This is a genomic window from Phytomonospora sp. NPDC050363 (genome assembly GCF_040655735.1).
Lineage (GTDB): Bacteria > Actinomycetota > Actinomycetes > Mycobacteriales > Micromonosporaceae > Phytomonospora.
Window position 1 is genome coordinate 99,409 of the sequence record NZ_JBFAKK010000012.1, and the last position, 24,671, is coordinate 124,079.

The window sequence follows — 24,671 nt, forward strand, 5'->3', positions numbered from 1 at the left end:
GTTCTCCGGCTAGAGGAGACCCGATGGACTTCACCCGCGCCGACGCGCTCAACACCGCGATCCGCACGATCGCCATCCGGCACCGAGCCCTGGCCGCGTCGATGCTCGCCGAACTCGGCCTCCATCCCGGACACGAGGTCGTCCTGCTCGCCCTCGACGCGCACGGACCACAGACGCAGAAGCAGCTGGCCGCCGAGGCGGGGTGCGAGCCGCCGAGCATCACGGTGATGGTCCGCAAACTGGAGACCGCGGGGCTCGTCGAGCGGGTGGCCGCCGCCGACGACGCGCGTGCACGGGTGGTGAGCCTCACCGGTCAGGGGCGGGAGCTGATCGAGCCGCTGCGGCGGGTGTGGGTGCGGCTCGCCGAGGAGACCGTGGAGGGGTTCGACGAGGACGCGGTGAGGGAGCTGCTCGGGGGGTTGGAGCTGCTGGCGGGTGGGTTGCGGGCTCGGGGGAGGTTGCGGTTGTGAGCGGGCGGGGGTGGCGGCCGGTGATGGGGTGCGCCGCCGCTGGCGCGATTCATCGCCTGGGGTACTGGCCTTGAGGGGACGCCCTCGGGCTCACTCGGGGATCCCGAGGCGATAGAGACCGGCGAGGGCTCCGAGGGCGGCGGGAATGTAGGCGAAGAGGAGTCCGAACGCGACGGGCCACGCGCCGATGGCGAGGACACCGAGTATCACGACGCTGAAGGTGGCGCCGACGAAGACGAGGGCGGCGGCGAGGGTGCGGGGGAGATGTTGGATCAGCGACCGTTGGATGGACGAGGTCCACTCCACGCGCGAGTTCATGGCGGGCTCCATGGTGTGGGCGTGGACTTCAGGATCTCGGTTTCGGTGCCGCGAGCCAATACGACGATCGTTCTTTGGCCGCGCCCTTTCGGACGGATGGGCGGCACAGTGCACGCGGCTCGCGGGCGGCGTGCTTTGGTCGCTGACCGGTGACGAAGCACCCCGGTCACGCCGATGCCGTCGGCGCGCGCGCGAACATCGCCCCCGGCAGGTTGATCGCCCAGGACCTGGGGTCTTGTGATCAGCCAGGCCGCGGTGATCTCGCGTCGAGCACGTGCTCGACGCGCGTGTCGCCCGCCGACCAGGACGACCGAGCGCCGGCCGCCGTCGCGACCGCCTTCTCGCCCCATCCTATGACGAAGGGCCGCACCCCCACCGGGAATGCGGCCCTCGAAGGGTTCTCGCCGTACTAGATGCGGTCGCCGGTCTCGGCGTGGAACACGTGCTCCTTGCCGACATCGGGCTGCACGAACACGGTCTCGCCGAGCTGCGGGAGCAGCCCGCTGCCGGCGCGGACGACGAAGCGCTCGGCGCCGTTCTCGTTGCCCAGCTGCGCGTGGCCGTAGACGAAGGCGTCGGAGCCCAGCTCCTCGACCAGCTCGACCTCGATCGGGATGCCGTGCTCACCGAGCTTGCAGTGCTCGGGGCGGATGCCGACGGTGACGGTCTTGGCGTCACCGACGCCGGCGGCCTCGATCTGCTCGCGGGTCAGCGGGATCGTCACGTCGCCGAACTTGGCGCCCTCGGCGGTCAGCGGCACCGTCTTGATGTTCATGGCGGGGGAGCCCATGAACCCGGCGACGAAGACGTTCTTCGGCGTCTCGTACAGCGCGCGCGGGGTGTCGCACTGCTGGAGGAGACCGTCGAGCATCACCGCGACGCGGTGGCCCATCGTCATGGCCTCGACCTGGTCGTGGGTGACGTAGACGGTGGTGACGCCCAGGCGCTTCTGCAGCGAGGCGATCTGCGAACGGGTCTGGACGCGGAGCTTGGCGTCGAGGTTCGACAGCGGCTCGTCCATGAGGAAGACCTGCGGCTGGCGCACGATCGCGCGGCCCATGGCCACACGCTGACGCTGACCACCGGAGAGGGCCTTCGGCTTGCGCTTGAGGTAGTCCTCCAGCTGGAGCAGCTCGGCGGCCTCCTTCACGCGGGCGTCGATCTCGGCCTTGGGGGTCTTGCGCAGCTTCAGCGCGAAGGCCATGTTCTCGTACACCGTCATGTGCGGGTACAGCGCGTAGTTCTGGAAGACCATCGCGATGTCGCGGGCCTTCGGGGGGAGGTTCGAGACGTCCTTGTCGTCGATGAGGATCGCGCCCTCGTCGACGTCCTCCAGACCGGCGAGCATGCGAAGGCTCGTCGACTTTCCGCAGCCGGAGGGGCCGACCAGGACGAGGAACTCGCCGTCCTGGATCTCCAGGTCGAGCTTGTCGACGGCCGGCTTGTCGGTACCCGGGTAGATCCGGGAGGCGCCCTTGTAGGTCACCGTGGCCATGATGTGTCCTTCCACCGGCAGGAACGTGCCGGACGATCCGAGTAAAAGGTGACGGCCCGTCACCGCGTCGCGGCGATGGGCCGACCAGGTGTCACCACCTAAGCAGGTGATCTTCACGTCGACAAGTGTCGATGGGTGAAATGCCCGGATGCTGCCGGAATTTTGTTCTCCGATCGAACTAACGGAAGGCTTCGGCGTTCTCCTCGGCCCAGTCGCCGTAGGTCAGCGGCGGGCGGCCGAGGAGTTCGGCGAGGGTGTCGGTGGTGGGTCCGGGCTCGCGCAGGCACTCGGCGAGGTACCCGTACATCCGCTGCGGGATCTCGGCCGGCACGCCCCTGGCGACCATCGCCGCGCCCGCCTCCTCGGGCGGCACCTCGATCCACGGGACCTCGCGGCCGAGGGCGGCGGCGATCGCGGCGACGTGTTCGCGCTGGGTCAGCGACTTCGGCCCGGTGAGCGCGTGCGACCGCCCGGCGTGGGCGGGGTCGGTCAGCGTGAGTGCGGCGACGGCGGCGATGTCGCGCTCGTGGATCGGCGAGGTGGCGGCGTCGCCGTAGGAGCAGCGGACCGCCGAGTGCTCGCGGATCTGCGGCGCCCAGACGCGGGTGTTGCCCGCGAACTGGGCGAGGCGCAGGAAGGTGTGGGCGAGCCCGGAGGCGGCCACGGCGTTCTCGGCGGCCCGGAAGCCCTCCGCGAAGCGCCGGAAGCCGCCGCCGTACTCGACGGTGATCGCCGAGAGGAGGACAACGCGTTCGACGCCTCGCGTGCGGGCCTCGCCGAGCAGTTCGGGCAGGCCGGCGCCGACCGCGCGGGGGCTGACGAGCAACGCCTCGACACCGTCGAGGGCGGCGGCATAGGTGGAGGGCCGGGAGGCGTCACCGTGGACGACGTCGGTGCCGTCGGGGAAGGCGGCGGCGGGGTCGCGGGTGAGCGCCTTGGGGGCATGGCCGAGGGCGGGGAGTCGGGAGACGGTCTCGCGGCCGACCGTGCCGGTCGCTCCGGTCACCAGGATCACGGGGGTTCCTTTCGGTACGGTGTGTTACGCACTCCGTGCAATACGAGAAAGGTATCATATGAGTTCCGTAGCACCTGAGGGCGCGGGCGCCCACCGGCGGCTCGCCGCGACCGTGCGCGAGTCGCTGCGCGAACTGGCCGTGCACCTCTCGCTGCTCAACCACCAGGTCGGCGCGCGCCTCGAACTCAAGGACGCCGACATCGACTGCCTCGACCTGGTCAACAGGCTCGGGCCGCTGAGCCCGACGGCGCTGGCGAAGCTCGCCGGCATGCACCCGGCGACGATGACCGGGATCCTCGACCGGCTGGAGAAGGGCGGCTGGGTCGCCCGCGAGCGCGACCCGCAGGACCGCCGGGCCGTGCGCGTGCGGGCGCTGAAAGACCGCGTCGGCGAGCTGCTGGGCGCCTACTCCGGGATGACCACGGCGATGAACGAGATCTGCGCCGAGTACAGCGTGGGTGAGCTGGAGGTCATCGCCGACTTCATCCGCCGCTCGGCGCGTGCGGGCCAAGCCTCGGCGGAGGAGCTGCGGGAGGTTTAGGTCTTGTCCGGTGGGCCGGTGCGGGGCTGCGCAGATCCCGGCGCGTCGAGAATTGCGGGGCGTCCCCGGACCACGCCGTCGCGTCGGGCGAGTACATCACCGGCGCAGGGGTGGGATCGGCTTCCCACCCCCGCGGTCCGTTCAGCCCTGAGCGGCGTATCCACGCCGCCGCGTGAGAACGGCGGTGAACCGGCGCCGGATCCGTTCGGATGCCCCGGCGCAGACCAGTGCTCCGAGCGTCAGCAGTGCGGCGCCGAGTACGGCGAGTTCCCTGACCGGCGCCTCCACGCCCGTAGAGGGCAACATGCCGTTGTCCTCCCCGCCGCTGGAGGGCGGCGTGCCGTTCGCGTTGGGCGTCGCGGTGCCGGTCAGCGGCACATCGACAGTGTGTTGGAGAGGGCTGTCGCTGGTGACGCGCAAGATCGCGTCGAAGCTTCCGGCTGCTCCGGGCGCGAACGTCAGTGTCACGGTGATCGAGCCGCCCGGCGGGATCACCAGTGGTGTGCCGGGTTTCCCGGTGATCGCGAAGACCGATCCGGAGACGATCTCGATCGCCGACACGGTCAGGTCCCCGGCTCCGATGTTGGAGATCCGCACGGTCTTGTCGCGGCCGTCGCCGACGGTCAGTTCGCCGAAGTCGACCGCCGCGGGCTGAACGAGGATCCGAGGCAGCGGGACGGCTTCGTAGGCGCCGGCGTCGCAGCGCGGGCCTTGCGGCCTGCTGACTCCGCGCTGGTCGGTGTCGGGACATGGAGCCTCGGTCAGCACGCTGTCTCGCGCGACACTGCCGGCGAGCAGAGGGTGTGTGAGCGTTGGAGCACCGTTGTCGGACAAGCCGCCCAGACCAAGACGCGCGGCGGTGACGGCCTCGAAGCCGAGGCATGTCCCGTCATCGGCGAAGTTCGCGCCACTCGCGTCGAGGCCTCCCGGCCCCCCGCAGTTGGCCGCGCGCGCCGAGCCGCTGACGATGCTGTCCTCCACGGACGTGACGGCACCGGCGGCCGTGTGGATCCCCGAGCCGGAGTTCGCGGTGATGGTGGTGTGGGTCAGCGACGCCGTTCCGTCGACGAAGAGGCCGCCGCCGAGCGTGCCGGCCCGGTTGCCCGAGACGGTGCTGTTGAGCGTCGTCGTCTCGGATGCCGCGTCGATGGCGGCGATGCCGCCTCCGGAGGCGCGCGCCTCATTGTGCGACACCGTGGTCATGGTGACGGTGGTGGTGCCTCCGGCGTCGGCGATGCCGCCGCCGGACTCGGCGGTGTTCCCGTCCACCGTGCTGCGAATGAAGGACGCGGTCCCGGTGTTGTGGACGCCACCGCCGTCGCCATCGGCGTCGTTGTCACGGAGGGTGGAGTCGGACGTCTCCAGCGCGCCGCCGTTGCGGATGCCGCCGCCGACGGTCGCGGTGTTCCGGCTGATCTCAAGCTCGCTCAGGGTCAGCTCGGCGAAGTTGGCGAGGCCGCCCCCGGTGCTGTCGGAGTGGTTGCGCACGACTTCGGCGTCGCGCACCTCGGCGACGCCGAGGTTGTAGAGGCCGCCCCCGGACACACCGGCGGGGGCGCCGCCCCCGGCACTCGCGGCGTTGTCGTGAACCTTGACGGCGGTCATCGTCAGGGTGGCGACGCCGGCGCTGTTGCCGTCGTTGACGATTCCGCCCCCGAGGCGCGCCGTGTTGCCGGTGATCGTGCTTTCGGCGATCGTCATGATGCCGTCGGGGTTGTCGTTGACCAGGCCGCCTCCGCCGATGTTGGCGGTGTTCTCGCTGACGGTGCTGTCGGTCAGCGTGGCCGTCGCGCCACCGTGGTTGTTGATGCCCCCGCCGCTGGTCCCCGCTGAGTTGCCCGAGACGGTGCTGTCGGTGACCGTCAAGGTGCCGGTGTTCTGGATGCCGCCGCCGACGGACGTGGCGGTGTTGCCGTCGATGACGCCGTCGGAAAGGCGGACCGTGCCGGCGTTCAAGATCCCGCCGCCCGCTCCGGTGGCGGCTCCGCCGGTGAGGGTCAGCCCGGACAGGTCCATCGTGCCCGCCGCCCGAACGTCGAAGACGCGGGAAGTGCCACCGCCGCTGACGGTCAGGAGGTCCGGCCCGGGCCCGGTGACGGACACGGTCCGGTCGACGACCAGCGTGCTCTCGATGGCGATGGTCTGGCCGTTGAGGGCGGCGGCGAAACCGATCGAGTCGCACGCGGCGTCGGCCAGTAGTTCGCGCAGGCTCCCGGCGCCGTCGTCGGCGGTGTTGCTCACCGTGCACGCCGCTTCCCTCGGGTCGGGCGGTGCGGAGAACGCCGGAGTGGCCGGGCCGAGGACGACGGTCGCGAGCACGAGGGTCGCGGAGACGGCGGGGACCGTTGTCAGGGCAGGTCGGAATATGCGCACGAGTACTCCCTCAACGAAATGCAAGCCCACCATAGCGGTGCGAATAGGATTTTTCGCTCATATCGTGGCTATGGTGTGCGAGCTTTCCGTGCACCGCGCGGGCGCGCCGTGACACCCGTGCGGGTTGCCGCCGTCCTTTGTGTTCGGCTCACGCGGGCGGCGTTCGCGGCGGTATCAGCGCCGACCGGGATGCCGGCCTAGCGCGGGCCCCGGTCCGCGATCAGCTCGATCAGCCGCGCGTGGGTCGCGGCGTCGGCGGCCGCGAGGACCCCGCGGCCGCCCTCCCCGAGCGGGGCGCCGTCGATGCCGGTGACGACGCAGCCGGCCGCCCGGCACAGCGCGATGCCGGCGGCGAAGTGGACGCTGCCGGTCAGGTCGCCGCCGTCGGTGACGTAGGCGGCGCGCTTGCCGGCCGCAACCCAGGCCAGCGCGAGCGTCGTCGAGACCACGCGCGGGCGGAACTCCGCGACGAAGCCGGGGTGCGCGAGCAGGTCGACCGCCCGCAGGCCGGGTGCGCTGGGAAACGGCGGGTCGAGGTTGAGGTCCACCAGGGTCGTCGCCGAGGTCGGCGACAGCGGCGCGTCGACCCCGTCGCGGCGGACGATCGCCGTGACCCCGTCGGTGCCGAAGACCTCGCCGCTGAACGGGTCGGCAACGGCCGCCGCGCCTCCGGCCAGGGCCACGTTCACGGCGGCGAGCATGTTGCCGACGGCGTAGTTCAACGTCCCGCACAGGGGATCGACGAGCCACCGCCGCGTCGAGTCGGCCGCTCCGCGCCGCCCGCTCTCCTCGCCCAGGACGGAGTCCTGCGGCCGCGAGGCGGACAGGACGGCGAGGATCGCCTCCTCGGCGGCGATGTCGGCCTCCGTGGCGAAGTCGCCGGCGCCCTTGTCGACGCGGCCCAGGCTTCGGCCGTACAGGGCGCGGACGACGTCGGCCCCCGCGCTCACGGCGGTCATCGCGACCTGGAGGTCGGTGGGTTCGGGGTTCGCCGCTGCGTCGCTCATGGGCGTGAGCCTAGGGCTTGTCCCGATCGCCTCTCCCACAAGGCATCGGTCGTCAATGCCTCGGTTCGGCGACCATTCCCGTCGCTTTGGCGGTCTCGAAGGAGAAGAACCGTAAACGTTCCCGTCGGAGAGATCCCCCTCACAGAAACCGCTCCGAGCACCCGTTCTGACCGTACGGATGACCCCCAATCGCCGCAAAATCCAGCGATCACAGGCTATTCCGCGTTGACCTTGGCTTGACTCGACGCAGTATCTTGCGATTACACATGAACGGGGAGAGCGAGAAAGCGCGAATGAGTGAGTTCGTCCATGCGAGTCTGGCTTTTCCGGCCGTGCTCTTCACCTTCGCGCTGATCGTCGTCATCGGTTTTTGGGTCCTGACCCTCTTCGGCGGCGCCGATCCCGACATCCTCGACACCGACGGCGGTGCCGAGATCGGCGAGTCGGGCGGCGGCTTCCTCTCGGTCTTCGGGCTCGGTCACGTGCCCGCGACGGTCGTGCTGTCGCTGCTGATCACGTTCTCCTGGTTCCTCAGCCTCGCCGGGACGGTGCTCTTGGACGGTCTCGGCCTGCCCGGTCTCGTGTACGCACTGCTCGCCCTCGGTGTCCTGCTGGTCGCCGTGGTGCTCGCCTGGGCCGCCACCCGGGCACTGATCTCCCCGCTGCGGCGGGTATTCGCGCCCGAGGTGCCCGCCTCGCGCGCCGATTTCGTCGGCCGGGTCTGCGTGATCCGCACCGGCAGCGTGACGCACGACTTCGGCCAGGCCGAGGTGACCGCCGACGACGGTTCGACGGCGATCGTGCAGGTTCGCGTCCCCGTGGAAATAGCGCACGATCCGGAGGATTTCCGGTCCGGGCGCACGGCCCTGATCTTCGACTACGACGCGATCGGCGAGGTCTTCCTCGTCGCACCGCCGCCCTAGAACCACATCTCCTTTTACTTCTCGCCCGTTCTCGCCCCCGAGCCCTCGACCGAGGGGTCTGCTGAGGTTCTCTTTAGATGGATGCGATCTCCACCGGACTCGGCGTCGTCATCGCCGTCGTGCTCCTCGTCCTCATCGTGCTGATCTTCATGATCACCCGCCTGTTCAAGAAGGTCGAACAGGGCAAGGCGCTGATCATCTCGAAGGTGCGGAAGGTGGACGTGACCTTCACCGGCGCCGTCGTGCTCCCGGTCCTGCACAAGGCCGAGCTGATGGACATCTCGGTGAAGACGATCGAGATCAAGCGCACCGGCAACGAGGGCCTGATCTGCCAGGACAACATCCGCGCCGACATCCGCATCTCCTTCTTCGTGCGGGTCAACAAGACCAGCGAGGACGTCGTCAAGGTCGCCCAGGCCATCGGCACGGCCCGTGCCAGCGACGAGCACACCCTCCAGGAGCTGTTCAACGCGAAGTTCTCCGAGGCGCTCAAGACCGTCGGCAAGCAGCTCGACTTCGTCGACCTGTACACCAAGCGCGACGAGTTCCGCGACCAGATCATCCGCGTCATCGGCACCGACCTCAACGGTTACAGCCTCGAAGACGCCGCCATCGACTACCTGGAGCAGACCCCGCTCACGCAGCTCGACCCGGCCAACATCCTCGACGCGCAGGGCATCCGCAAGATCACCGAGCTGACCGCGATCGAGGCCGTGCGCACCAACGACTACCGCCGCAACGAGGAGAAGGAGATCAAGCGCCAGGACGTCGACGCGCGCGAGGCCATCCTGGAACTCGAGCGGCGCCAGTCCGAGGCCGAGATCAAGCAGCAGCGCGAGATCGAGACGATGCGCTCCCGCGAGCAGGCCGAGATCGAGAAGGTCGCCGCCGAGGAGCGGCTGAAGTCGCGCACCGCCGACATCCGCACCGACGAGGCCCTGGGCATCCAGCGGGAGAACCAGGCGCGCGAGATCGCCGTCGCCGAGAAGAACCGCGAGCGCGTGATCGCCATCGAGACCGAGCGCATCGAGAAGGACCGGATGCTGGAGGTCGTGGCCCGCGAGCGCGAGATCGAGCTGTCCACGATCTCGAAGGACAAAGAGGTCGAGGGCGAGAAGCGGCTCATCGCCGAGGTCGTCCGCGAGCGCATCGCCGTGGAGAAGACCGTCGCCGAGCAGGAGGAGAACATCAAGCGCCTCCGGGTCGTCGAGGAGGCCGAGCGCAACCGGCAGGCGCTGATCATCCACGCCGAGGCCGAGGCGCAGGAGGGCCTGGTCAAGGACATCAAGGCCGCCGAGGCGGCCGAGGCGGCCTCGAAGCACAAGGCGCGGGAGAACCTGATCCTGGCCGAGTCGCGGCAGCAGGCCGCCGAGCTGGAGGCGCGGGCGAAGATCCGCCTCGCCGAGGGCACGCAGGCCGAGGCGGCCGCCGCCGGTCTCGCCGAGGTCCAGGTCCGCGAGCAGGAGGCCGACGTCATCGAGAAGGCCGGCCTGGCCGAAGCCGCCGCCGAGGCCGCGAAGGGCAAGGCCGCCGCCGAGGTGCTGGCGCAGACCGGTGCCGCCGAGGCGTCGGCGGTCGAGGCGCGTGGCCGCGCCGAGGCGTCCGCGCTGCGCGAGAAGCTGCGCGGAGAGGCCGAGGGCCTCACCGAGAAGGCCGCGGCGATGGCCGCCCTCGACGAGGCCTCGCGCGGGCACGAGGAGTTCCGGCTGCGGCTGGAGGCCGAGAAGGACGTGCGGCTGGCCGGCATCAACGTCAACCGCGACGTCGCCGAGGCGCAGGCCAAGGTCCTGGCCGCGGGGCTGGAGAAGGCCGACATCAACATCGTCGGCGGTGACGGTGCGTTCTTCGAGCGGGTCACCGGCGCGATCGGGATGGGCAAGGCCGTCGACGGGTTCGTGCGGCAGTCGGACGTCGTGTCGACGCTGGCGCAGCCGTGGCTGGACGGCAGCTCCGACTTCACCGAGGACATCACCCGGATCCTCGGCTCGGTGTCGAGCGAGGACATCAAGAACCTGACCATCTCGGCGCTGCTGGCGAAGCTGATCAGCAGCGGCGGCCCGCACACCGACAAGCTCACCGAGCTGCTGGGCGTCGCGCGGCAGATGGGTCTCGCCGACGCGCCCGTCGCGGCGCTGGCTGCGTCGAGGCAGTAGCCGACGGCGGCCGGGCTCTCGGGTCCGGCCGCCTCACCCGCCGGGGCGGGGTGGGTTGCCACCTCGTCTCGACGCGAGGGGCCGCCCATGCCGCCTCCCACTTCTGACGGTAGAGGACCGCCAGGCGTGGGTGGCGAACGTGAGCGGCTCTCCCTGTGGACAGGCCGCCGGTTGTGGATAACCCGCACGCCACGAGCCGCCCCGCCACGCTCGGATCGATACCGCGGGGCCTCCCGGCCTCCTCCCTACGTTCGACGGTAGACCGCCGCCACGCCCGGGTGGCGAACCCGAAAGCCTTTCCCTGTGGACAACCCCCCGGTTGTGGACAACCTGCCCGCCCGAGCGAGGAGCCCTCGATGACCGACCCGAAGACCCCCGCCGAGACGACCGACGCCGAGTCCACGGCCGACCGCCTCGACGCCGGCACCTACGAAGTCCTCCGCGCCCGCCTCGCCGAGCAGGCCGCCAACCTCGCCCGCCGCGCCGAGGAGCTCAACGCCCAGCGCCTCGACGTCTTCGGCGGCACCGAGCTCAGCCTCCTCGGCACCGAGCGCATCCGCACGCAGAACAACTGCGTGCCCCGCGACATCGTCCAGGTCGGCGGCCGGATGCTGTTCGGCTACAACGTCTTCATCGGCCTGCGCCCCGAGACGACCGTCGACGACGTCTTCTCGCTGCACCGCTTCGAACGCGACGGCGACGCGTTCACCTTCGCGCCCGCCGAGGGGACCGAACTGCCCGGCCTGATCGCCGACCCGCAGTTCCAGCGCGACTTCGCCGAGATGTACCGCTACTACCGGCAGACGCACCTGACCATGCTGCGCCGCGTCGAGGGCCGCCTGCTCGCGGTCTTCCAGATCGGTGAGAAGCTCGCCGACCTGCGCGTGCTGCGCTGGACCGTCGCCGCCGACGGCTCGGTGTCCTATCTGGACAACCGCGGCGACCGCGACCACGTCTTCCCCGCCTCGCACGACTTCGAGTGGACCGAGACGACCCGCGACGACCACGTCCTGGGCCGCTTCCCGCACATCTCGATCGGCGGCGAGGTCTTCGTCGAGACCGTCAACGGCGACCTCACCATCAAGGTCGAGAACAACACCGAGTCCGGCGAGGGCATCTACACCGAACCGGTCGTCGAGCCGCTCCAGAGCCTCGCCGACGCCGAGGTCGCCTACGCCCGCATCGGCGCCCTCATCCTCCTGCGCATCCGGCCCTACAACGAACCGGCCGTGCGCTACCTGGTCTTCAACACCCGCACCAAGACCGTGCACCGCCTCGACGGCATCGGCCAGTCCTGCCGCACCCTCCCCGAGGACCAGGGGATCATCTTCCCCGGCGGCTACTACCTCGCCACCGGCGTCGCCAAGACCTTCGACACCGACGCCGCCGACCTGGAGTTCGAGCGCGTCCTGCGCTCGCCCAACGGCGAGGACGTCCTCTACGTCTTCCACGAGCGCGCCGAGGGCCGCACGCTCCTGCTGCCCTACAACGTGATCCGCAAGGAGGTCGCCAGCCCGCTGACCTGCCACGGGTACTCGCTGTTCGACGACGGCACGATGGTCGCCTTCCGCGCCAACAACGAGGAACCCTCGCGGGTCCACCCGATGCAGGTGTGGCAGACGCCCTTCGTCTCCGACACCTACGCCGCCGCGCAGCCCATCGGAACCGGTCCGCTGGAACGGATCGGCAACGCCGAACTGGTGCGCGGGGTCTCCGACTGCCTGTCGGTCGCGCGGATGGTCGGCGAGATGGCGCCCTCGATCGAGGTCTACGAGGCCCTGATCGCCGCCTGTGTCCGGGCCACCGACAGCTACCACTGGCTCGGCGACGAGGCCCTCGGCGGCCTGCGCGAACCCCTCGAAGGAGTGCGCGCCACCGCCGAGCAGGTCCTCGACGAGTACGAGACGGTCCGCGAACTCACCGCCCAGTCGGCCGAGGCCGTCGAGAAGGCCGCGGGCGAGACGGCGGCGATGATCCGCCGCTCCAGCGGCGAGGCGCCCAAGACCGCCGGCGCCTGGGTCTCCCAGCTCGCCGAACTGCGCGGCGCGCAAGGACACCTGATCACCTTGCGGGACATGCGGTACGTCGACCTCGGACGGCTGTCCACACTCGACGACGCCGTCGCCGGCGAGCTGACCTCGGCCGCCGGGCGGGCCGTCGACTTCCTCAAGGGCGCCGACGCCTTCACCGGATACCACGAGTCGATCGACCGGCTCACCGCCGAGGCCGAGGCCATCGGCTCGGTCGCGCAGGCCAAGCCGCTCACCGAGCGCCTCGCCGAGCAGACCGCCGGCCTCGAAGTCCTCACCGAGGTCGTGTCCACACTCGACATCGCCGACGCCACCGTGCGAACCGGCATCCTGGAACGGATCGGGGAGGTGCTGGCCGGCGTCAACCGCGCCCGCGCGACCCTCGACGCCCGCCGCCGCGAACTCCTCTCCGCCGAGGGTCGCGCCGAGTTCGCCGCCGAGTTCGCCCTGCTCGGACAGGCCGTCACCGGGGCCCTGGCCGCCGCCGGCACGCCCGAGGCCTGCGACGAACAGCTCGGCCGACTCATGCTCCAGCTGGAGAACCTGGAGTCGCGCTTCGGCGAGTTCGACGACTTCCTCGGCGAGCTGGGCGCCAAGCGCACCGACGTCTACGAGGCCTTCTCCTCGCGCAAGCAGACGCTGCTCGACGAGCGGGCCCGCCGGGCCGAGCGCCTCGCCGACTCCGCCGCGCGCATCCTCGACAGCGTCAACCGGCGTGTGTCCACACTGGACTCGCTGGACGCGGTCAACACCTACTTCGCCACCGACCCGATGGTCGCCAAGCTCCGCTCGGTCGCCGAGGACCTGCGCGCCCTGGGCGACCAGGTCCGCGCCGAGGAACTGGTCGGGCGCATCAAGGCCGCCCGCCAGGAGGCCGGGCGTTCGCTGCGCGACCGCCAGGACCTCTACGACGGCGGCGGCGAGACGATCCGCTTCGGGCAGCACCGCCTGCCGGTCAACACCCAGCCCCTCGACTTGACCCTGGTGCCCCAGGACGGCGAGCTCGCCTTCTCGCTGACGGGCACCGACTACCGCAGTGTCGTCACGGATCCGGCCTTCGCCGAGACGCGGGCGTACTGGGACCAGCTGCTGGTGTCGGAGACCGCGGAGGTCTACCGGGCCGAGTACCTGGCATCGTCGATCCTCGCCGACGCGCTGAACGCCGGGACCCTCCTGGCGCTGCACGAGGCGGCCGTCGGCGACGGGCTGCCCGAGACGGTCCGCGCGGCCGCCGAGTCCCGCTACGACGAGGGCTACGAGCGCGGTGTGCACGACCACGACGCCACCGCGATCCTGCGCGTGGTGCTGCGCCTCTACGAGGCCGCCGGGCTGCTGCGCTATCCGCCCGACGCGCGCGCCGCCGCGCAGCTCTACTGGGCTTACGGCCCCGCCGAGGCCGACCGTTCGGCGCTGCTGACCCGGATCGGCTCCCTGGCGAGGGTTCGCGAAGTCTTCGGGCTCCCGGCGGCGATGGCCGACCTGCTCGCCGAGCTGACCGGCGAACTGGCGGCCTTCCACGTCGGCAGTGGACTCGGTGCGGTCGCCGACCCGGCCCTGGCCGCCGAGTACCTCTTCGAGGAGCTGGCCGGCTCGCGCAACGGCTTCGTGACCAGCGCGGCGGCCAAGTCGCTCGTCCAGCGTTTCCGGGCGGCTCTCGGCGGCCCCGGATCGGCTCGCCACACCGGTTACGAGGACGACCTGCGCGGACTCGGCGACGATCTGGCCGCCCGCCACCAGCTCGTGTCGGCGTGGCTGGGTGCCTTCCTGTCCTCGACGGGCGAGGTCGCCACCGACCTCGCCGAGGCCGTCGCGATCGAGGTCCTCGGCAAGGAACTGCCCCGCCGCGACTCCTCGGTGACGCTCTCGGGCGCCGTGGACGGTCTGCTGGGGACACACGCTCGCATCGAGGGCCGCAGGCTGGAGATCCGTCTCGACGAACTCCTCGCCCGCACCACGCGCTTCCGCCGTGAGCGCGTGCCCGGATTCCGTGCCTACCAGAGGATCCGCAACTCTCTCGTCGACGCCGAGCGCGAGCGTCTGCGTCTGGACGAGTACAAGCCGAAGGTCTTGAGCTCCTTCGTCCGCAACCGCCTGCTCGACGAGGTTTACCTGCCGCTGATCGGCGCGAACCTCGCCAAGCAGATCGGCGCGGCCGGCGACGACAAGCGCACCGACCAGTCGGGCATGCTGCTGCTGATCTCCCCGCCCGGATACGGCAAGACCACGCTCATGGAGTACGTGGCCTCCCGGCTCGGGCTGGTCTTCGTCAAGGTCAACGGTCCTTCGCTGGGCCATGACGTGACCTCACTCGACCCCGCCGAGGCGCCGAACGCGACCGCGCGCCAGGAGGTCGAGAAGATCAACTTCGCGCTGGAGGCCGGCGGGAACGTCCTGCTCTACCTCGACGACATCCAGCACACCTCGCCGGAACTGTTGCAGAAGTTCATCTCCCTGTGCGATGGGCAGCGCCGCATGGAGGGCGTCTGGAACGGCCGGACCCGCACCTACGACCTGCGCGGCAAGCGCTTCGCGGTGTGCATGGCCGGCAACCCCTACACCGAGTCGGGGCAGCGCTTCCGGATCCCCGACATGCTGGCCAACCGCGCCGACGTGTGGAACCTCGGCGACGTCCTGTCCGGCCGCGAGGAGCTGTTCGCGCTGAGCTACCTGGAGAACTCGCTCACCTCCAACGCGGTTCTCGCCCCGCTGTCCACAAGGGAGCGCGGCGACGTGGAGGTGCTGGTGCGCCTGGCCTCCGGCGACCAGTCGGCGACGCCCGAGCAGCTCGCGCACCCCTACTCGCCCACCGAGCTGGAACGCGTCTTGTCGGTCTTGCGCAAACTGCGCCACGTGCAGAAGACCGTGCTGGCCAACAACCAGGCCTACATCGCCTCCGCCGGGCAGTCCGACGCAGCCCGCACCGAGCCGCCCTTCCAGCTGCAGGGCAGCTACCGCAACATGAACAAGCTCGCCGAGCGCGTCGTGGCCGCCATGAACGACGCCGAGGTCGAGGCCGTCATCGACGACCACTACCTCGGCGAGGCGCAGACCCTGACCAGCGGCGCCGAGGCGAACCTGCTCAAACTCGCCGAACTGCGCGGCCGCCTCACCCCCGAGCAGGCCGCCCGCTGGGCCGAGGTCAAGGAGGCATACCTGCGCTCCCGCGCCCTCGGCGGCGACGGGGACGACCCGGTCAGCAGGGCCGTCGGCGCCGTCGGGCTGCTCGCCGACCGCGTCGGCTCGGTCGAGAAGGCGATCCGGGAGGCGTCCGGGTGAACGTGAGCCATGATCACGTACGATCGCTCGCAGCCACTTCGGCGTAACGGAGGCGTTCCCTCATGACCACCGCCCACCCCAACTTCCGGATGCGCGGCGCCCTCATCACGGGCATCGCGGCACTGCCGTGGACGATGATCGCCGACCTCGGCGCGGCCAACATGCCCATCGGGATCGCCTCGCTCGTCCTGACCGCCGCCTGCGTCGGCCTGGCGATCCAGTTCGGCCGCCGCCCCGGACCCCGCCGAGAGCCCGCCGAGGGCTGGCAGCGCACCTTCAACCGCGTCGGACTGCTGGAGCTGGCCGGGATCGCGGTGGCGGCCGCCGTTCTGGTGCCCACTGGCCTCGCCGAGCTGATGCCCGCCGCGGTCGCGCTGGTCGTGGGCGCGCACTTCTTCCCGCTCGCCCGGGTCTTCGGGCAGCCCCAGTACCGCTGGACCGGCGTCGGGATGTGCCTGGCGGCCGGCGTCGCGCTGGTGCTGTTCGTGGCCAACCTGCGCAACCCGTCGATGGCCGCCGCCGGTCTCGGCACCGCCGTGACGCTGTGGGCGACCTCGCTGCACGTGTCGCTGCGGGGCTGAGGCGCCGGGGGCGGATATCGTCCCCGCATGCGGCGGTACGCACTCCCCGTCGCGGTGATCGGCGGCACCCTCGTCGCCGTCGCCGCGGCCTCGATCCTGGTCGACCGCTCTGCGCTGCCCGCCGAGGACCTCGACATCGGCGACCGTGCGGCCTGCGACCTGCTCACCGGTGCCGACCTGCGTGCGCTCGGCTTCGGCGACGTGCTCCCCGACGCCCACGACGACTTCTGCGCCTGGTCGGCCGGGCCGCTGCGGGCCTCACCGCTCATGGTGAGCCTCGACCGCTTCGACGAGTACGGCGAGTTCGCCGAACGAGTCAATGGACCCCGGTTGGCCGGCTACCCCGCCGCCCGGCATCCCGGCCTGATCGCCGTCGCCTACGCCGATCCCGGCGTGTTCACCGTCGTCGGTGAGGACGACTCGGTCACCACCGACGCCGCCGCGCGCATCCTCACGACCCTGCGGACCTGACCCCCCGCCGGTCGAGGGCCTCTATCCACGCCGCGGCCACCGCCGCGACCTGCACGAGCTCGTCGCGCAGTTTCGCCGGATCGGTCTCGGCCAGCGCCTCGGTGGTCTCCTCGGTCAAGATCTCCGCCCAGGTGAGCGTGCCCGCCTCGGCGGAGCGGTCGGTGATGGCGCGCGCGACCTCGGCCGCCGCGACCTGCGCGGGCAGCCCGGTACCGTCGGGATGGTTCTGCTCACCCCAGAGGTCGTCCTGGCGGCGGCGTTCGGTGGCGACGTCGGCGAGAACAGGCTGGGTCACGATGCTCCTCCGGCGGCGTGTTGAAGGTGATGTTGGAGAAGGCTAGCCGCGTCGGCTCGCGCGGGGAAGACTGCGGCGACGGCAACGGCCCCCGGCCTGGCGTCGTGCCTGGCAGAGGGCCGTTTCGGGAGCTGACGGCGGGACTTGAACCCGCAACCTACCGCTTACAAGGCGGTTGCGCTGCCAATTGCGCCACGTCAGCGAGGAACCGACACCGATGTTACCGGGGGGACCGCGACGGGCGCGAACGTCCCGGCCCTGTCGGTGCATCTCTCACAGTGACAGGCGCGAGCCGGCGCGCACGCACGGCCATCGAGAAGGGACATAGCGGGCTGGCGGGGCGCGGGCATACTCGCGAGTCACCATTCGATAGGAGTCGATTGATGAACCGACGCAGCATCCTCCGGGGCCTCGCCCTCGGCGCGGCCGCCGCCCCCGCGGCCGTGCTCCTCGGGGGTGAAGCCCAGGCCGCCCAGTACAGCGTGGTCGCCACCGAGCAGACCGCCAACAAGATCTACGTGTGGCCCAAAGGCAAGTCCCTCAGCGTCGCCAACCGCCTGTGGAGCTGGGATCCCGGCTCGACCAGCGGATGGTCCAACCTGTCGGACGTGAAGCTCCGCAAGACCGCCGCCCACGGTTACATCGTGCTCGTCGCCGCTTCAGGCGGCCGGGTCGGCATGATCAACCACACCAGCGAGAAGGACGCCGAACTCAACGACGTCCTCTGGTGGAGCACCGCCGGCGGCAACCCGCACGCCATCGAGCGCATCGAGAACAACGGCTCGATCGTCACCGCCAGCTCCAACGGGTACCTCAACCTGTACAGCCCCACCGCGGTCAGCAAGCCCTCGACGCTCGCCCTGGTCAAGACCTACAGCTTCGCCGGTGCGCACGGCGTCCTGTGGGACCCCTCCATGAAGCTCCTGTGGGCGATCGGCGACAAGCAGATCCGCTGGTACAAGGTCACCGGCACCTACCGCAACACGCGGCTGTCGCTGTCGGGCAGCAAGACCATCAGCGGCCTCGGCCACGACCTCCAGCCCGACTACAAGAACAAGGGCTACCTCCTGTTCACCGCCTCCTACGGCACCTACCAGATCAACACCTCCACCAAGGCCATCACGCGGCTGTCGACCGAGACGCGCGTGAAGGCGCTGGTGCGCCACTCCTCGGGTGAGCTGCTGTCCGTGCGCGGCGACAACGCCGGATCCCGCGACTGGGGCAGCCCCTGGCTGCGCTTCTCCGACTCCGCCGACCGCGAGCGCACCGGCGCGGAGTTCTACAAGGCGCGGATCTGGAGCCACCTGTACGAATAGCGGCGACGGCGGCGGGCGCCCGGAAAGGTGCCCGCCGCCGCGCTCAGGCGGTGGAGCCACAGGCCGCCCAGTGGACACCTGCCCGTCACCCCCGCTCCCTAGACTCGGTGGCATGCCCGAACTCGCCCGGCGTCTCGGGCTCGCCGACGCGGTCGTCATCGGCCTGTCGGCCATGCTCGGCGCGGGCGTCTTCGTCGTCTTCGCCCCCGCTGCGAGCCTCGCGGGCGGCCCGGCCCTGCTCGCCGCGCTCGCCGTCGCCGGGGTGGTCGCCTACTGCAACGCCTCCAGCAGCGCCGCGCTGGCCGCGCGCCATCCCGAGTCGGGCGGCACCTACGTCTACGGCCGTGAACGCCTCGGCCCGTTCTGGGGTTTCCTGGCCGGCTGGGCCTTCGTGATCGGCAAGACCGCCAGCTGCGCGGCGATGGCCCTCACGATCGGCGCCTACCTGTGGCCGGCGTACGCGCGGCCGGTCGGGATCGCCGCAGTCGTCGCGCTCACCGCCGTCAACCTGCGCGGAGTCGCCAAGACCGCCCTCGCCGCCCGGGTGTTCCTCGCCGTGACGCTGTCGGTGCTGGCCTTCGTGGTCGTCTCCGGCGCGGCGGCGCTGCCCGCGACCGTCGACTTCGGACCGGCCGACGGCGGCGTGTACGGCGTCCTGGGCGCGGCCGGGCTGATGTTCTTCGCCTTCGCCGGTTACGCCCGCATCGCGACCCTCGGCGAGGAGGTCCGCGACCCCGCGCGCACCATCCCGCGTGCGATCGGCCTCGCACTGGCCATCGTCGTCGTCCTCTACGCCGTGCTGGCCGTCATCGCCCTCCTGGTGCTCGGACCGTCGCTGCCGACCTCCACCGCACCTCTCGCCGACGTCGTCACCGCCGCCGGGCTGCCCGCCCTCGCGCCGGTCGTGCGCGTGGGCGCGGGCGTCGCCGTCGTCGGAGTCCTGCTGTCCCTACTCGCCGGGATCGGCCGCACGACGCTCGCCATGGCCCGCCGCCGCGACCTGCCGGGCGCCCTGGCCGCCGTCCACCCCGTCCGGCAAGTCCCGCACCGCGCCGAACTCGTCGTCGGCGCGGTCGTCGTCCTGCTCGTCGCCGTCGCCGACCTGCGCGGTGTGATCGGCTTCTCCGGCTTCGCCGTCCTCGGCTACTACGCCATCGCCAACGCCTCCGCCTGGACGCTCGGCGGCGGGTGGCGGCGGACGGTCGCCGTCGCCGGGCTGGCCGGCTGCCTCGCCGTGGCCTTCAGCCTCCCGTTGAGCAGCCTCGTCCCCGGTGCCGCGCTCCTCGCCGTCGGTGCCCTCGTGCATCTCGTCCGCGCCGCGCGGGCCGCCTGACGCACGTTGCCGGTCCCGCTCGGCCCGCCTACCCTCATTCCGTGACCCTCGACTTCAGCCGTGCCCGCGAGGAAACTCCCGGTTGCCTGCGCGTGGCCCATCTCAACAACGCAGGCTCCGCCCTGCCTCCCGCGCGGGTGACCGACGCGATGATCGACTACCTGCGCGTCGAGGCCCGCATGGGCGGTTACGAAGCCGCCGACGCCCACGCCTCCCGCGTCGAAGGCACCTACGACGCGATCGCCGCGCTGATCGGCGCCCACCGCGACGAGATCGCCGTCGTCGAGAACGCCACCCGCGCCTGGGACATGGCCTTCTACGGCATCGACTTCACGCCCGGCGACAAGATCCTCACCGGCCGCAGCGAGTACGCCAGCAACGCCATCGCGCACCTCCAGGTCGCCGCGCGGACGGGCGCCGTCGTCGAGGTGGTCGACGACGACGAGCACGGCCAGCTCGACGTCGACGACCTTCGGCGCCGCGTGGACGAGCGCGTCAAGCTCATCTCCATCACCCACGTCCCCACGCAGGGCGGCCTGATCAACCCGGCCGCCGAGGTCGGCGCGATCGCCCGCGAGGCCGAGATCCCCTACCTCCTCGACGCCTGCCAGTCGATCGGGCAGCTCGACCTCGACGTCGAGGCCATCGGCTGCGACATCCTCTCGGCGACCGGCCGCAAGTTCCTGCGCGGCCCGCGCGGCACCGGTTTCCTCTACGTCCGCCGCGCGCTCGTCGAGAAGCTCGAACCCCCCTTCCTCGACCTGCACGCCGCCGCCTGGACCGGCCCGGACACCTACGAGATCCGCGCCGACGCGCGCCGCTTCGAGAACTGGGAGACCAACTACGCCGGCAAGATCGGCCTCGGCGTCGCCGCGGCCTACGCCTCCGAATGGGGCATGAAGGCCATCGAGGAGCGCGTCTTGAGGCTCGGGGAGACCCTGCGCGTCCTGCTCGCCTCGCACGACGGCGTCACCGTCCACGACCAGGGCGAGCACCGCTGCGGGATCGTCACCTTCGCCGTCGCGGGTGTGCCGGCCGACGAGGTGAAGCAGCGGCTGTCGCTGGCGGGGGTCAACACGAGTGTTTCCCGCGCGAGTTCGGCGCGGTACGACATGCCCGGGCGCGGTCTCGACGAGCTGGTGCGGGCCTCGGTGCACTACTACAACACCGAGGAGGAGCTGGGCCGGCTGGTGGAGGCCCTGCCGAAGGCGCGGCGGTAGCCCGGGTCGCTCGGCAGGGCGACGGCGCGGCGGTAGCCTCGGGCGTCATGCGCATCCTTCTGCTCGGCGGTACGGGGTTCATCGGGCGTGCGGTCGTCGAAGACGCCCTGGCACACGGGCATGAGCCGGTGTTGTTCACGCGTGGTCGAAGTGGGCGGGAGTTGTTTCCCGGGGTTTCCCGCTTGGTCGGCGACCGTGACGCGGGCGACTACGCGTCGCTGCGGGGTGGTGAGTGGGACGCGGTGGTGGACCTCAGCGGCTACTACCCGCGGCAGGTCGCGGGGGCGATGGACGCTGTCGGAGACCGGGTGGGGCGGTATGTGTTCGTGTCGAGTCACGCCGTTTACGACCGGGGGAACGCTCCCGGTGGGACGGAGGACGCGCCTCGGCGGAAGCCGTTGCGGGAGGCCGACGTGCTCGACGACGAGACGTACGGGCGGTTGAAGGTCGCGTGCGAGGACGACGTCGTGGAGCGGTTCGGGGAGCGGGCGACGGTCGTGCGGCCGATCAAGGTGGTGGGGCCGCATGACGGGCGGGACGCGGCGACCTATTGGGTGCGGCGGGCGGAGCGGGGCGGGAGGGTCGCGGTGCCGGGGTCGCCGGAGCAGCCCTGTCAGTTCGTGGACTCGCGGGATCTGGCGCGGTTGATCGTGCGGCTTGTGGAGGACGACCGGGGTGGGGCGTTCCACGCGGTGGGGCCGGCGGAGGAGGTCACGCTGGGCGGGGTGATCCGGGAGGCGGCGCGGCTTGCGGGGGTGGAGGTCGAGTTGGTGGGGGTGCCGCTGGAGGCGGTGCCGCGGTTCTTTCCGTTGACGCGTGCGAGGGGGCTGTGGGCGACGTTGCAGCGGGACGGGTCGAAGGCTTGGGCGGCGGGGATGCCGAAGACGGCGCTGGGGAGGACGCTGGGGGACCTGAAGGCGTGGGACGACGCGCGGGGGCGGCCGGAGTTGGGGAACGGGTTGACGGCGGAGCGGGAGGCGGGGTTGCTGAGGGGGGTGGGGAGGGTCTAGGCCGGGTGGGCAGGGCCCGGGGCGTGGTGGGGAGGGTCTGGGCCGGGTGGGCAGGGCCCGGGGCGTGGTGGGCAGGTGCCCTTCCTGGGTGGGGGTTGGGCACGCGCCCGTTCGCTTCGCTTCGGGCTGGGGCGCCGGGACAACCGGCTGAGGGCTCCGCCCCCAGCACCCCCGCTGGGTGGCTTCGCCCCCAGACCCCCACCAAGGACTCCGTCCCTGGACCCTGCTGGGGCGCTGCCCCAGACCCCGCCAGGGACTCCGTCCCTGGACCCGGAACGGCTACCGCCATGGTGTGGGACAAACCCGGCTGGGTGGCTCCGCCCCCAGCACCCCCGCTGGGTGGCTTCGCCCCCAGACCCCCACCAAGGACTCCGTCCCTGGACCCTGCTGGGTGGCTTCGCCCCCAGACCCCCACCGGGACGCTGTCCCGGACCCTGCTGGGGCGCTGCCCCAGACCCCGCCAGGGACTCCGTCCCTGGACCCGGTTGTGGGCCTGGGCTGCGGGTTGTGGTGGGTCACCCCGGCTGGGGCGGCCGGGCCGTTGTGGGGCAGTCCGGCGCCATTGCCGCCGTTGGTTTGTCCTTGGTTTGTCCTGGCGGCGGAGCCGTTGGGTTAGTCGCGGGTTCTGGCGTAGTCGACGATTCCGGCGTACTCGGGGTGCTTCTGGACCCAGCGCACCACGAAGGGGCACAGCGCCAGCACCCGGATGGTGTCGGCTCGTGCCGTGTCGAGGGAGAAGCGGGCCAGTGCCGAGCCGATCCCCTTGCCCTCGAAGGCGGGATCGACCTCGGTGTGGACCAGGGCGATGCGTTCGTCGTCGCGGGCGTAGTCGAGGAAACCCGCGAGCTCCCCGTCCACGCGTGCCTCGAAACGCCGCTCGTCGGCCGCGTCGGTCACCACAACATCCGCCATGTTCACTCCTCGTCTCAGCGCAACCGGTGCCGTTCCTCGCGTGCGGCGAGGAGCCGGCGGACGACGGCCGGTTCGGCCTCCGTCGCCGCCTCCAACGCCACGGGGTCGTCGAGCATTTCCCCGAGCAGCGTGTAGTACCTGGTCACCGTCCCGCCGAAGGCGGCGACGATCGCCTGTTCCTTGGATCCCGCCCGCCGCCACCAGCGCTTCTCGAAGGCGAGCAGCGCCCGCTCCTCATCGCTGAGGGGCCGGCGGGGGGCGGGTACCTCGGGCATCAGACCACGTCGACCAGGTCGGCGACGGAGTTGACGATGCGGTTGGGCTGGAAGGGGAAGCGGTCGACCTCGGTGCGTCCGGTGATGCCGGTCAGCACGAGGATCGTCTCCAGGCCGGCCTCCATGCCCGAGACGATGTCGGTGTCCATCCGGTCGCCGATCATCGCGGTCGACTCGCTGTGCCCCTCGACCTTGTTGAGCGCGCTGCGCATCATCAGCGGGTTGGGCTTGCCGACGAAGTACGGCTCGACGCCGGTCGCCTTGGTGATGAGCGCGGCGACGGCCCCGCACGCCGGCTGGATGCCTTCCGGGGAGGGGCCGGTGGCGTCGGGGTTGGTGGCGATGAAGCGGGCCCCGGCGTCGACGAGCCGGATGGCGCGGGTGATGGCGCCCAGGCTGTAGGAGCGCGTCTCGCCGAGGATGACGTAGTCGGGGGAGATGTCGGTGAGGACGTAGCCGATCTCGTGCAGCGCGGTGGTCAGGCCGGCCTCGCCGATGACGTAGGCGCTGCCCTTGGGGCGCTGGGTGTTGAGGAAGTCCGCGGTGGCCAGCGCGGAGGTGTAGATCGCCTCCGGGGGAACGTCCAGGCCGGTATTGCGCAGACGGACGTGCAGGTCGCGGGGGGTGTAGATGGAGTTGTTCGTCAGCACCAGGAACCGGCGGCCGGTCTCCTTCAGCCTGTTGATGAACTCCTTCGCCCCGGGCACGGGGATGCCCTCGCGGACGAGGACGCCGTCCATGTCCGACAGCCAGCATTCGATCGGCTTGCGCTCACTCATGATCTGATCGTCCCAGGTCGATGTGACATCTGTGGTACGGCTCGGTCAAACCCGGACGACGGTCACGCCCGCCGTCTCGAACTCGTCGGTGACCTCGCGGGCGACCGAGGTGTCGGTCACGAGGGTGTGCACTTTCTCGATCGGGCAGATGCGCGCGAAGGCGTGCCCGCCGATCTTCGATCCGTCGGCGATGATGACGATCCGGCGCGCCCGGGCGGCCATGAGGGCGTTTATCGCCGCCTCGCCCTCGTGGTGGGCGGCGGCTCCCAGGCGCACGTCGATGGCGTCGACGCCGAGGAAGACGACGTCGAGGGTGATCTCGCGCAGTATCGGCGCCGCGAGCGGCCCGATCAGCTCGTAGGACTGAGGTCGCACGACACCGCCGACCACGACGACCTTCACGTGCGGGCGCACGATCATCTCGTTGGCGATGTTGAGGGCGTTGGTGACGATCGTCAGCGGCGTCGTCCCCGACTGCGTGACGAGTTCGGGGCGGGTCGCCAGCGAGCGCGCGACCTCGGTCGTGGTCGTGCCACCGTTGAGGCCGACGACCATGCCCGGCCCGACGAGAGCCGCGGCGGCCTCGCCGATGCGGTGCTTCTCGTCGATGCGTTTGGCCGACTTGTAGCGCAGCGGAAGGTCGTAGGACACCCCGTTGGCCACCGCCCCGCCCCTTGTGCGGGTGATCATCTGCTGTTGTGTGAGTTGATCGAAGTCGCGCCGAATCGTGGCCTGCGACACATGCATGCGCGCGGCGGCTTCCTCTACGGTGATCCGGCCGTCGGAGGCGAGGATCTCCAACAGCGTGTTCCAGCGGGCGTAGCGGTCCACGGCATCCCTTCTTCCCCCCGGTCTCGACTGTGAGCGGGTTGGTGTGC

21 protein-coding genes and 1 tRNA gene are annotated in these 24,671 nt (G+C 71.0%); 11 read left to right on the top strand and 11 right to left on the bottom strand.

From position 1 onward, the window contains the following. The first annotated feature begins 23 nt into the window (after window positions 1–23). On the top strand, window positions 24–470 hold the full coding sequence (locus tag AB0I28_RS28620; RefSeq protein WP_357498437.1) for a MarR family winged helix-turn-helix transcriptional regulator: 447 nt from the start codon (window positions 24–26) through the stop codon (window positions 468–470). Window positions 471–560: 90 nt separating this feature from the next. Here AB0I28_RS28620 and AB0I28_RS28625 read toward each other — a convergent pair whose 3' ends face one another. The 3 genes from AB0I28_RS28625 to AB0I28_RS28635 form a co-directional block, all read right to left on the bottom strand. Further along, window positions 561–788: a hypothetical protein gene (locus AB0I28_RS28625; protein WP_357498439.1), complete on the bottom strand. Its 228-nt coding sequence runs from the start codon at window positions 786–788 to the stop codon at window positions 561–563. A 409-nt stretch (window positions 789–1,197) separates the two neighbouring features. After that, the gene (gene ugpC / locus AB0I28_RS28630) at window positions 1,198–2,283 is read right to left on the bottom strand and encodes a sn-glycerol-3-phosphate ABC transporter ATP-binding protein UgpC (protein ID WP_357498441.1); all 1,086 of its coding nucleotides are present in this window, start codon (window positions 2,281–2,283) and stop codon (window positions 1,198–1,200) included. A gap of 178 nt (window positions 2,284–2,461) precedes the next feature. After that, complete coding sequence (locus AB0I28_RS28635) at window positions 2,462–3,298, bottom strand: NAD(P)H-binding protein (protein ID WP_357498443.1); 837 nt, start codon at window positions 3,296–3,298, stop codon at window positions 2,462–2,464. Between the two features lie 58 nt (window positions 3,299–3,356). Between AB0I28_RS28635 and AB0I28_RS28640 the strand changes: the two genes are divergently transcribed. After that, window positions 3,357–3,839: a MarR family transcriptional regulator gene (locus AB0I28_RS28640; RefSeq protein WP_357498445.1), complete on the top strand. Its 483-nt coding sequence runs from the start codon at window positions 3,357–3,359 to the stop codon at window positions 3,837–3,839. A gap of 141 nt (window positions 3,840–3,980) precedes the next feature. Here AB0I28_RS28640 and AB0I28_RS28645 read toward each other — a convergent pair whose 3' ends face one another. Both AB0I28_RS28645 and AB0I28_RS28650 read right to left on the bottom strand, forming a co-directional pair. Then, window positions 3,981–6,212 carry a choice-of-anchor Q domain-containing protein gene (locus tag AB0I28_RS28645; protein WP_357498447.1) on the bottom strand — a complete coding sequence of 744 codons (2,232 nt, stop codon included), beginning with the start codon at window positions 6,210–6,212 and terminating at the stop codon, window positions 3,981–3,983. 197 nt (window positions 6,213–6,409) lie between these two features. Further along, window positions 6,410–7,219 (bottom strand): inositol monophosphatase family protein, encoded by an 810-nt coding sequence (locus AB0I28_RS28650; protein ID WP_357498449.1) that lies wholly within the window; start codon window positions 7,217–7,219, stop codon window positions 6,410–6,412. A 293-nt stretch (window positions 7,220–7,512) separates the two neighbouring features. Here AB0I28_RS28650 and AB0I28_RS28655 point away from each other — a divergent pair, with 293 nt between their 5' ends. The 5 genes from AB0I28_RS28655 to AB0I28_RS28675 all read left to right on the top strand — a co-directional run bounded on the left by AB0I28_RS28655 (window position 7,513) and on the right by AB0I28_RS28675 (window position 16,653). Then, window positions 7,513–8,142 carry a hypothetical protein gene (locus AB0I28_RS28655; RefSeq protein ID WP_357498451.1) on the top strand — a complete coding sequence of 210 codons (630 nt, stop codon included), beginning with the start codon at window positions 7,513–7,515 and terminating at the stop codon, window positions 8,140–8,142. Between the two features lie 77 nt (window positions 8,143–8,219). After that, window positions 8,220–10,295 carry a flotillin family protein gene (locus AB0I28_RS28660; protein WP_357498453.1) on the top strand — a complete coding sequence of 692 codons (2,076 nt, stop codon included), beginning with the start codon at window positions 8,220–8,222 and terminating at the stop codon, window positions 10,293–10,295. Window positions 10,296–10,651: 356 nt separating this feature from the next. Continuing rightward, complete coding sequence (locus tag AB0I28_RS28665) at window positions 10,652–15,601, top strand: DNA repair ATPase (protein ID WP_357498455.1); 4,950 nt, start codon at window positions 10,652–10,654, stop codon at window positions 15,599–15,601. 62 nt (window positions 15,602–15,663) lie between these two features. After that, window positions 15,664–16,182 carry a hypothetical protein gene (locus AB0I28_RS28670; RefSeq protein ID WP_357498457.1) on the top strand — a complete coding sequence of 173 codons (519 nt, stop codon included), beginning with the start codon at window positions 15,664–15,666 and terminating at the stop codon, window positions 16,180–16,182. A gap of 27 nt (window positions 16,183–16,209) precedes the next feature. After that, on the top strand, window positions 16,210–16,653 hold the full coding sequence (locus AB0I28_RS28675; protein WP_357498459.1) for a hypothetical protein: 444 nt from the start codon (window positions 16,210–16,212) through the stop codon (window positions 16,651–16,653). Here the strand turns inward: AB0I28_RS28675 and AB0I28_RS28680 are convergent. After that, window positions 16,634–16,948, bottom strand: coding sequence for a hypothetical protein (locus AB0I28_RS28680; protein ID WP_357498461.1), 315 nt, complete (start codon window positions 16,946–16,948; stop codon window positions 16,634–16,636). The genes AB0I28_RS28675 and AB0I28_RS28680 overlap by 20 nt on opposite strands. Window positions 16,949–17,077: 129 nt before the next feature. Beyond that, window positions 17,078–17,150, bottom strand: a tRNA-Thr gene (locus AB0I28_RS28685). Window positions 17,151–17,331: 181 nt separating this feature from the next. Between AB0I28_RS28685 and AB0I28_RS28690 the strand changes: the two genes are divergently transcribed. From AB0I28_RS28690 to AB0I28_RS28705, 4 genes are all read left to right on the top strand, one after another. Next, on the top strand, window positions 17,332–18,264 hold the full coding sequence (locus AB0I28_RS28690; RefSeq protein WP_357498463.1) for a DUF6528 family protein: 933 nt from the start codon (window positions 17,332–17,334) through the stop codon (window positions 18,262–18,264). 112 nt (window positions 18,265–18,376) lie between these two features. Then, window positions 18,377–19,597: an APC family permease gene (locus AB0I28_RS28695; RefSeq protein WP_357498465.1), complete on the top strand. Its 1,221-nt coding sequence runs from the start codon at window positions 18,377–18,379 to the stop codon at window positions 19,595–19,597. Window positions 19,598–19,638: 41 nt separating this feature from the next. Then, window positions 19,639–20,817: an aminotransferase class V-fold PLP-dependent enzyme gene (locus tag AB0I28_RS28700; RefSeq protein WP_357498466.1), complete on the top strand. Its 1,179-nt coding sequence runs from the start codon at window positions 19,639–19,641 to the stop codon at window positions 20,815–20,817. Window positions 20,818–20,864: 47 nt separating this feature from the next. Next, window positions 20,865–21,827: an NAD-dependent epimerase/dehydratase family protein gene (locus AB0I28_RS28705; RefSeq protein WP_357498468.1), complete on the top strand. Its 963-nt coding sequence runs from the start codon at window positions 20,865–20,867 to the stop codon at window positions 21,825–21,827. Between the two features lie 612 nt (window positions 21,828–22,439). On the opposite strand, the gene AB0I28_RS28710 is transcribed toward AB0I28_RS28705, so the two are convergent. From AB0I28_RS28710 to AB0I28_RS28725, 4 genes are read right to left on the bottom strand one after another with little or no spacing between them, the layout of a single operon-like run. Next, entirely contained in the window at window positions 22,440–22,739 is a 300-nt protein-coding gene (locus tag AB0I28_RS28710) for a GNAT family N-acetyltransferase (protein ID WP_357498470.1), read from the bottom strand. A 14-nt stretch (window positions 22,740–22,753) separates the two neighbouring features. Further along, entirely contained in the window at window positions 22,754–23,014 is a 261-nt protein-coding gene (locus AB0I28_RS28715; RefSeq protein WP_357498472.1) for a DUF3263 domain-containing protein, read from the bottom strand. Next, the gene (locus AB0I28_RS28720) at window positions 23,014–23,793 is read right to left on the bottom strand and encodes an HAD-IIA family hydrolase (RefSeq protein ID WP_357498474.1); all 780 of its coding nucleotides are present in this window, start codon (window positions 23,791–23,793) and stop codon (window positions 23,014–23,016) included. The genes AB0I28_RS28715 and AB0I28_RS28720 overlap by 1 nt, the downstream gene beginning before the upstream one ends. A 45-nt stretch (window positions 23,794–23,838) precedes the next feature. After that, a complete protein-coding gene (locus AB0I28_RS28725; RefSeq protein ID WP_357498475.1) occupies window positions 23,839–24,624 on the bottom strand; it encodes a DeoR/GlpR family DNA-binding transcription regulator in 786 nt (261 codons plus the stop codon). Window positions 24,625–24,671 lie beyond the last annotated feature (47 nt).

Excerpts from the sequence above, each read along its gene's own strand:
- AB0I28_RS28710 (WP_357498470.1), bottom strand. The coding sequence starts at position 22,739 with ATGGCGGATGTTGTGGTGACCGACGCGGCCGACGAGCGGCGTTTCGAG.
- AB0I28_RS28690 (WP_357498463.1), top strand. The coding sequence starts at position 17,332 with ATGAACCGACGCAGCATCCTCCGGGGCCTCGCCCTCGGCGCGGCCGCC.
- AB0I28_RS28650 (WP_357498449.1), bottom strand. The coding sequence starts at position 7,219 with ATGAGCGACGCAGCGGCGAACCCCGAACCCACCGACCTCCAGGTCGCG.
- AB0I28_RS28670 (WP_357498457.1), top strand. The coding sequence starts at position 15,664 with ATGACCACCGCCCACCCCAACTTCCGGATGCGCGGCGCCCTCATCACG.
- ugpC (WP_357498441.1), bottom strand. The coding sequence starts at position 2,283 with ATGGCCACGGTGACCTACAAGGGCGCCTCCCGGATCTACCCGGGTACC.
- AB0I28_RS28625 (WP_357498439.1), bottom strand. The coding sequence starts at position 788 with ATGAACTCGCGCGTGGAGTGGACCTCGTCCATCCAACGGTCGCTGATC.
- AB0I28_RS28655 (WP_357498451.1), top strand. The coding sequence starts at position 7,513 with ATGAGTGAGTTCGTCCATGCGAGTCTGGCTTTTCCGGCCGTGCTCTTC.
- AB0I28_RS28660 (WP_357498453.1), top strand. The coding sequence starts at position 8,220 with ATGGATGCGATCTCCACCGGACTCGGCGTCGTCATCGCCGTCGTGCTC.
- AB0I28_RS28705 (WP_357498468.1), top strand. The coding sequence starts at position 20,865 with ATGCGCATCCTTCTGCTCGGCGGTACGGGGTTCATCGGGCGTGCGGTC.
- AB0I28_RS28715 (WP_357498472.1), bottom strand. The coding sequence starts at position 23,014 with ATGCCCGAGGTACCCGCCCCCCGCCGGCCCCTCAGCGATGAGGAGCGG.
- AB0I28_RS28695 (WP_357498465.1), top strand. The coding sequence starts at position 18,377 with ATGCCCGAACTCGCCCGGCGTCTCGGGCTCGCCGACGCGGTCGTCATC.
- AB0I28_RS28620 (WP_357498437.1), top strand. The coding sequence starts at position 24 with ATGGACTTCACCCGCGCCGACGCGCTCAACACCGCGATCCGCACGATC.
- AB0I28_RS28665 (WP_357498455.1), top strand. The coding sequence starts at position 10,652 with ATGACCGACCCGAAGACCCCCGCCGAGACGACCGACGCCGAGTCCACG.
- AB0I28_RS28720 (WP_357498474.1), bottom strand. The coding sequence starts at position 23,793 with ATGAGTGAGCGCAAGCCGATCGAATGCTGGCTGTCGGACATGGACGGC.
- AB0I28_RS28640 (WP_357498445.1), top strand. The coding sequence starts at position 3,357 with ATGAGTTCCGTAGCACCTGAGGGCGCGGGCGCCCACCGGCGGCTCGCC.
- AB0I28_RS28675 (WP_357498459.1), top strand. The coding sequence starts at position 16,210 with ATGCGGCGGTACGCACTCCCCGTCGCGGTGATCGGCGGCACCCTCGTC.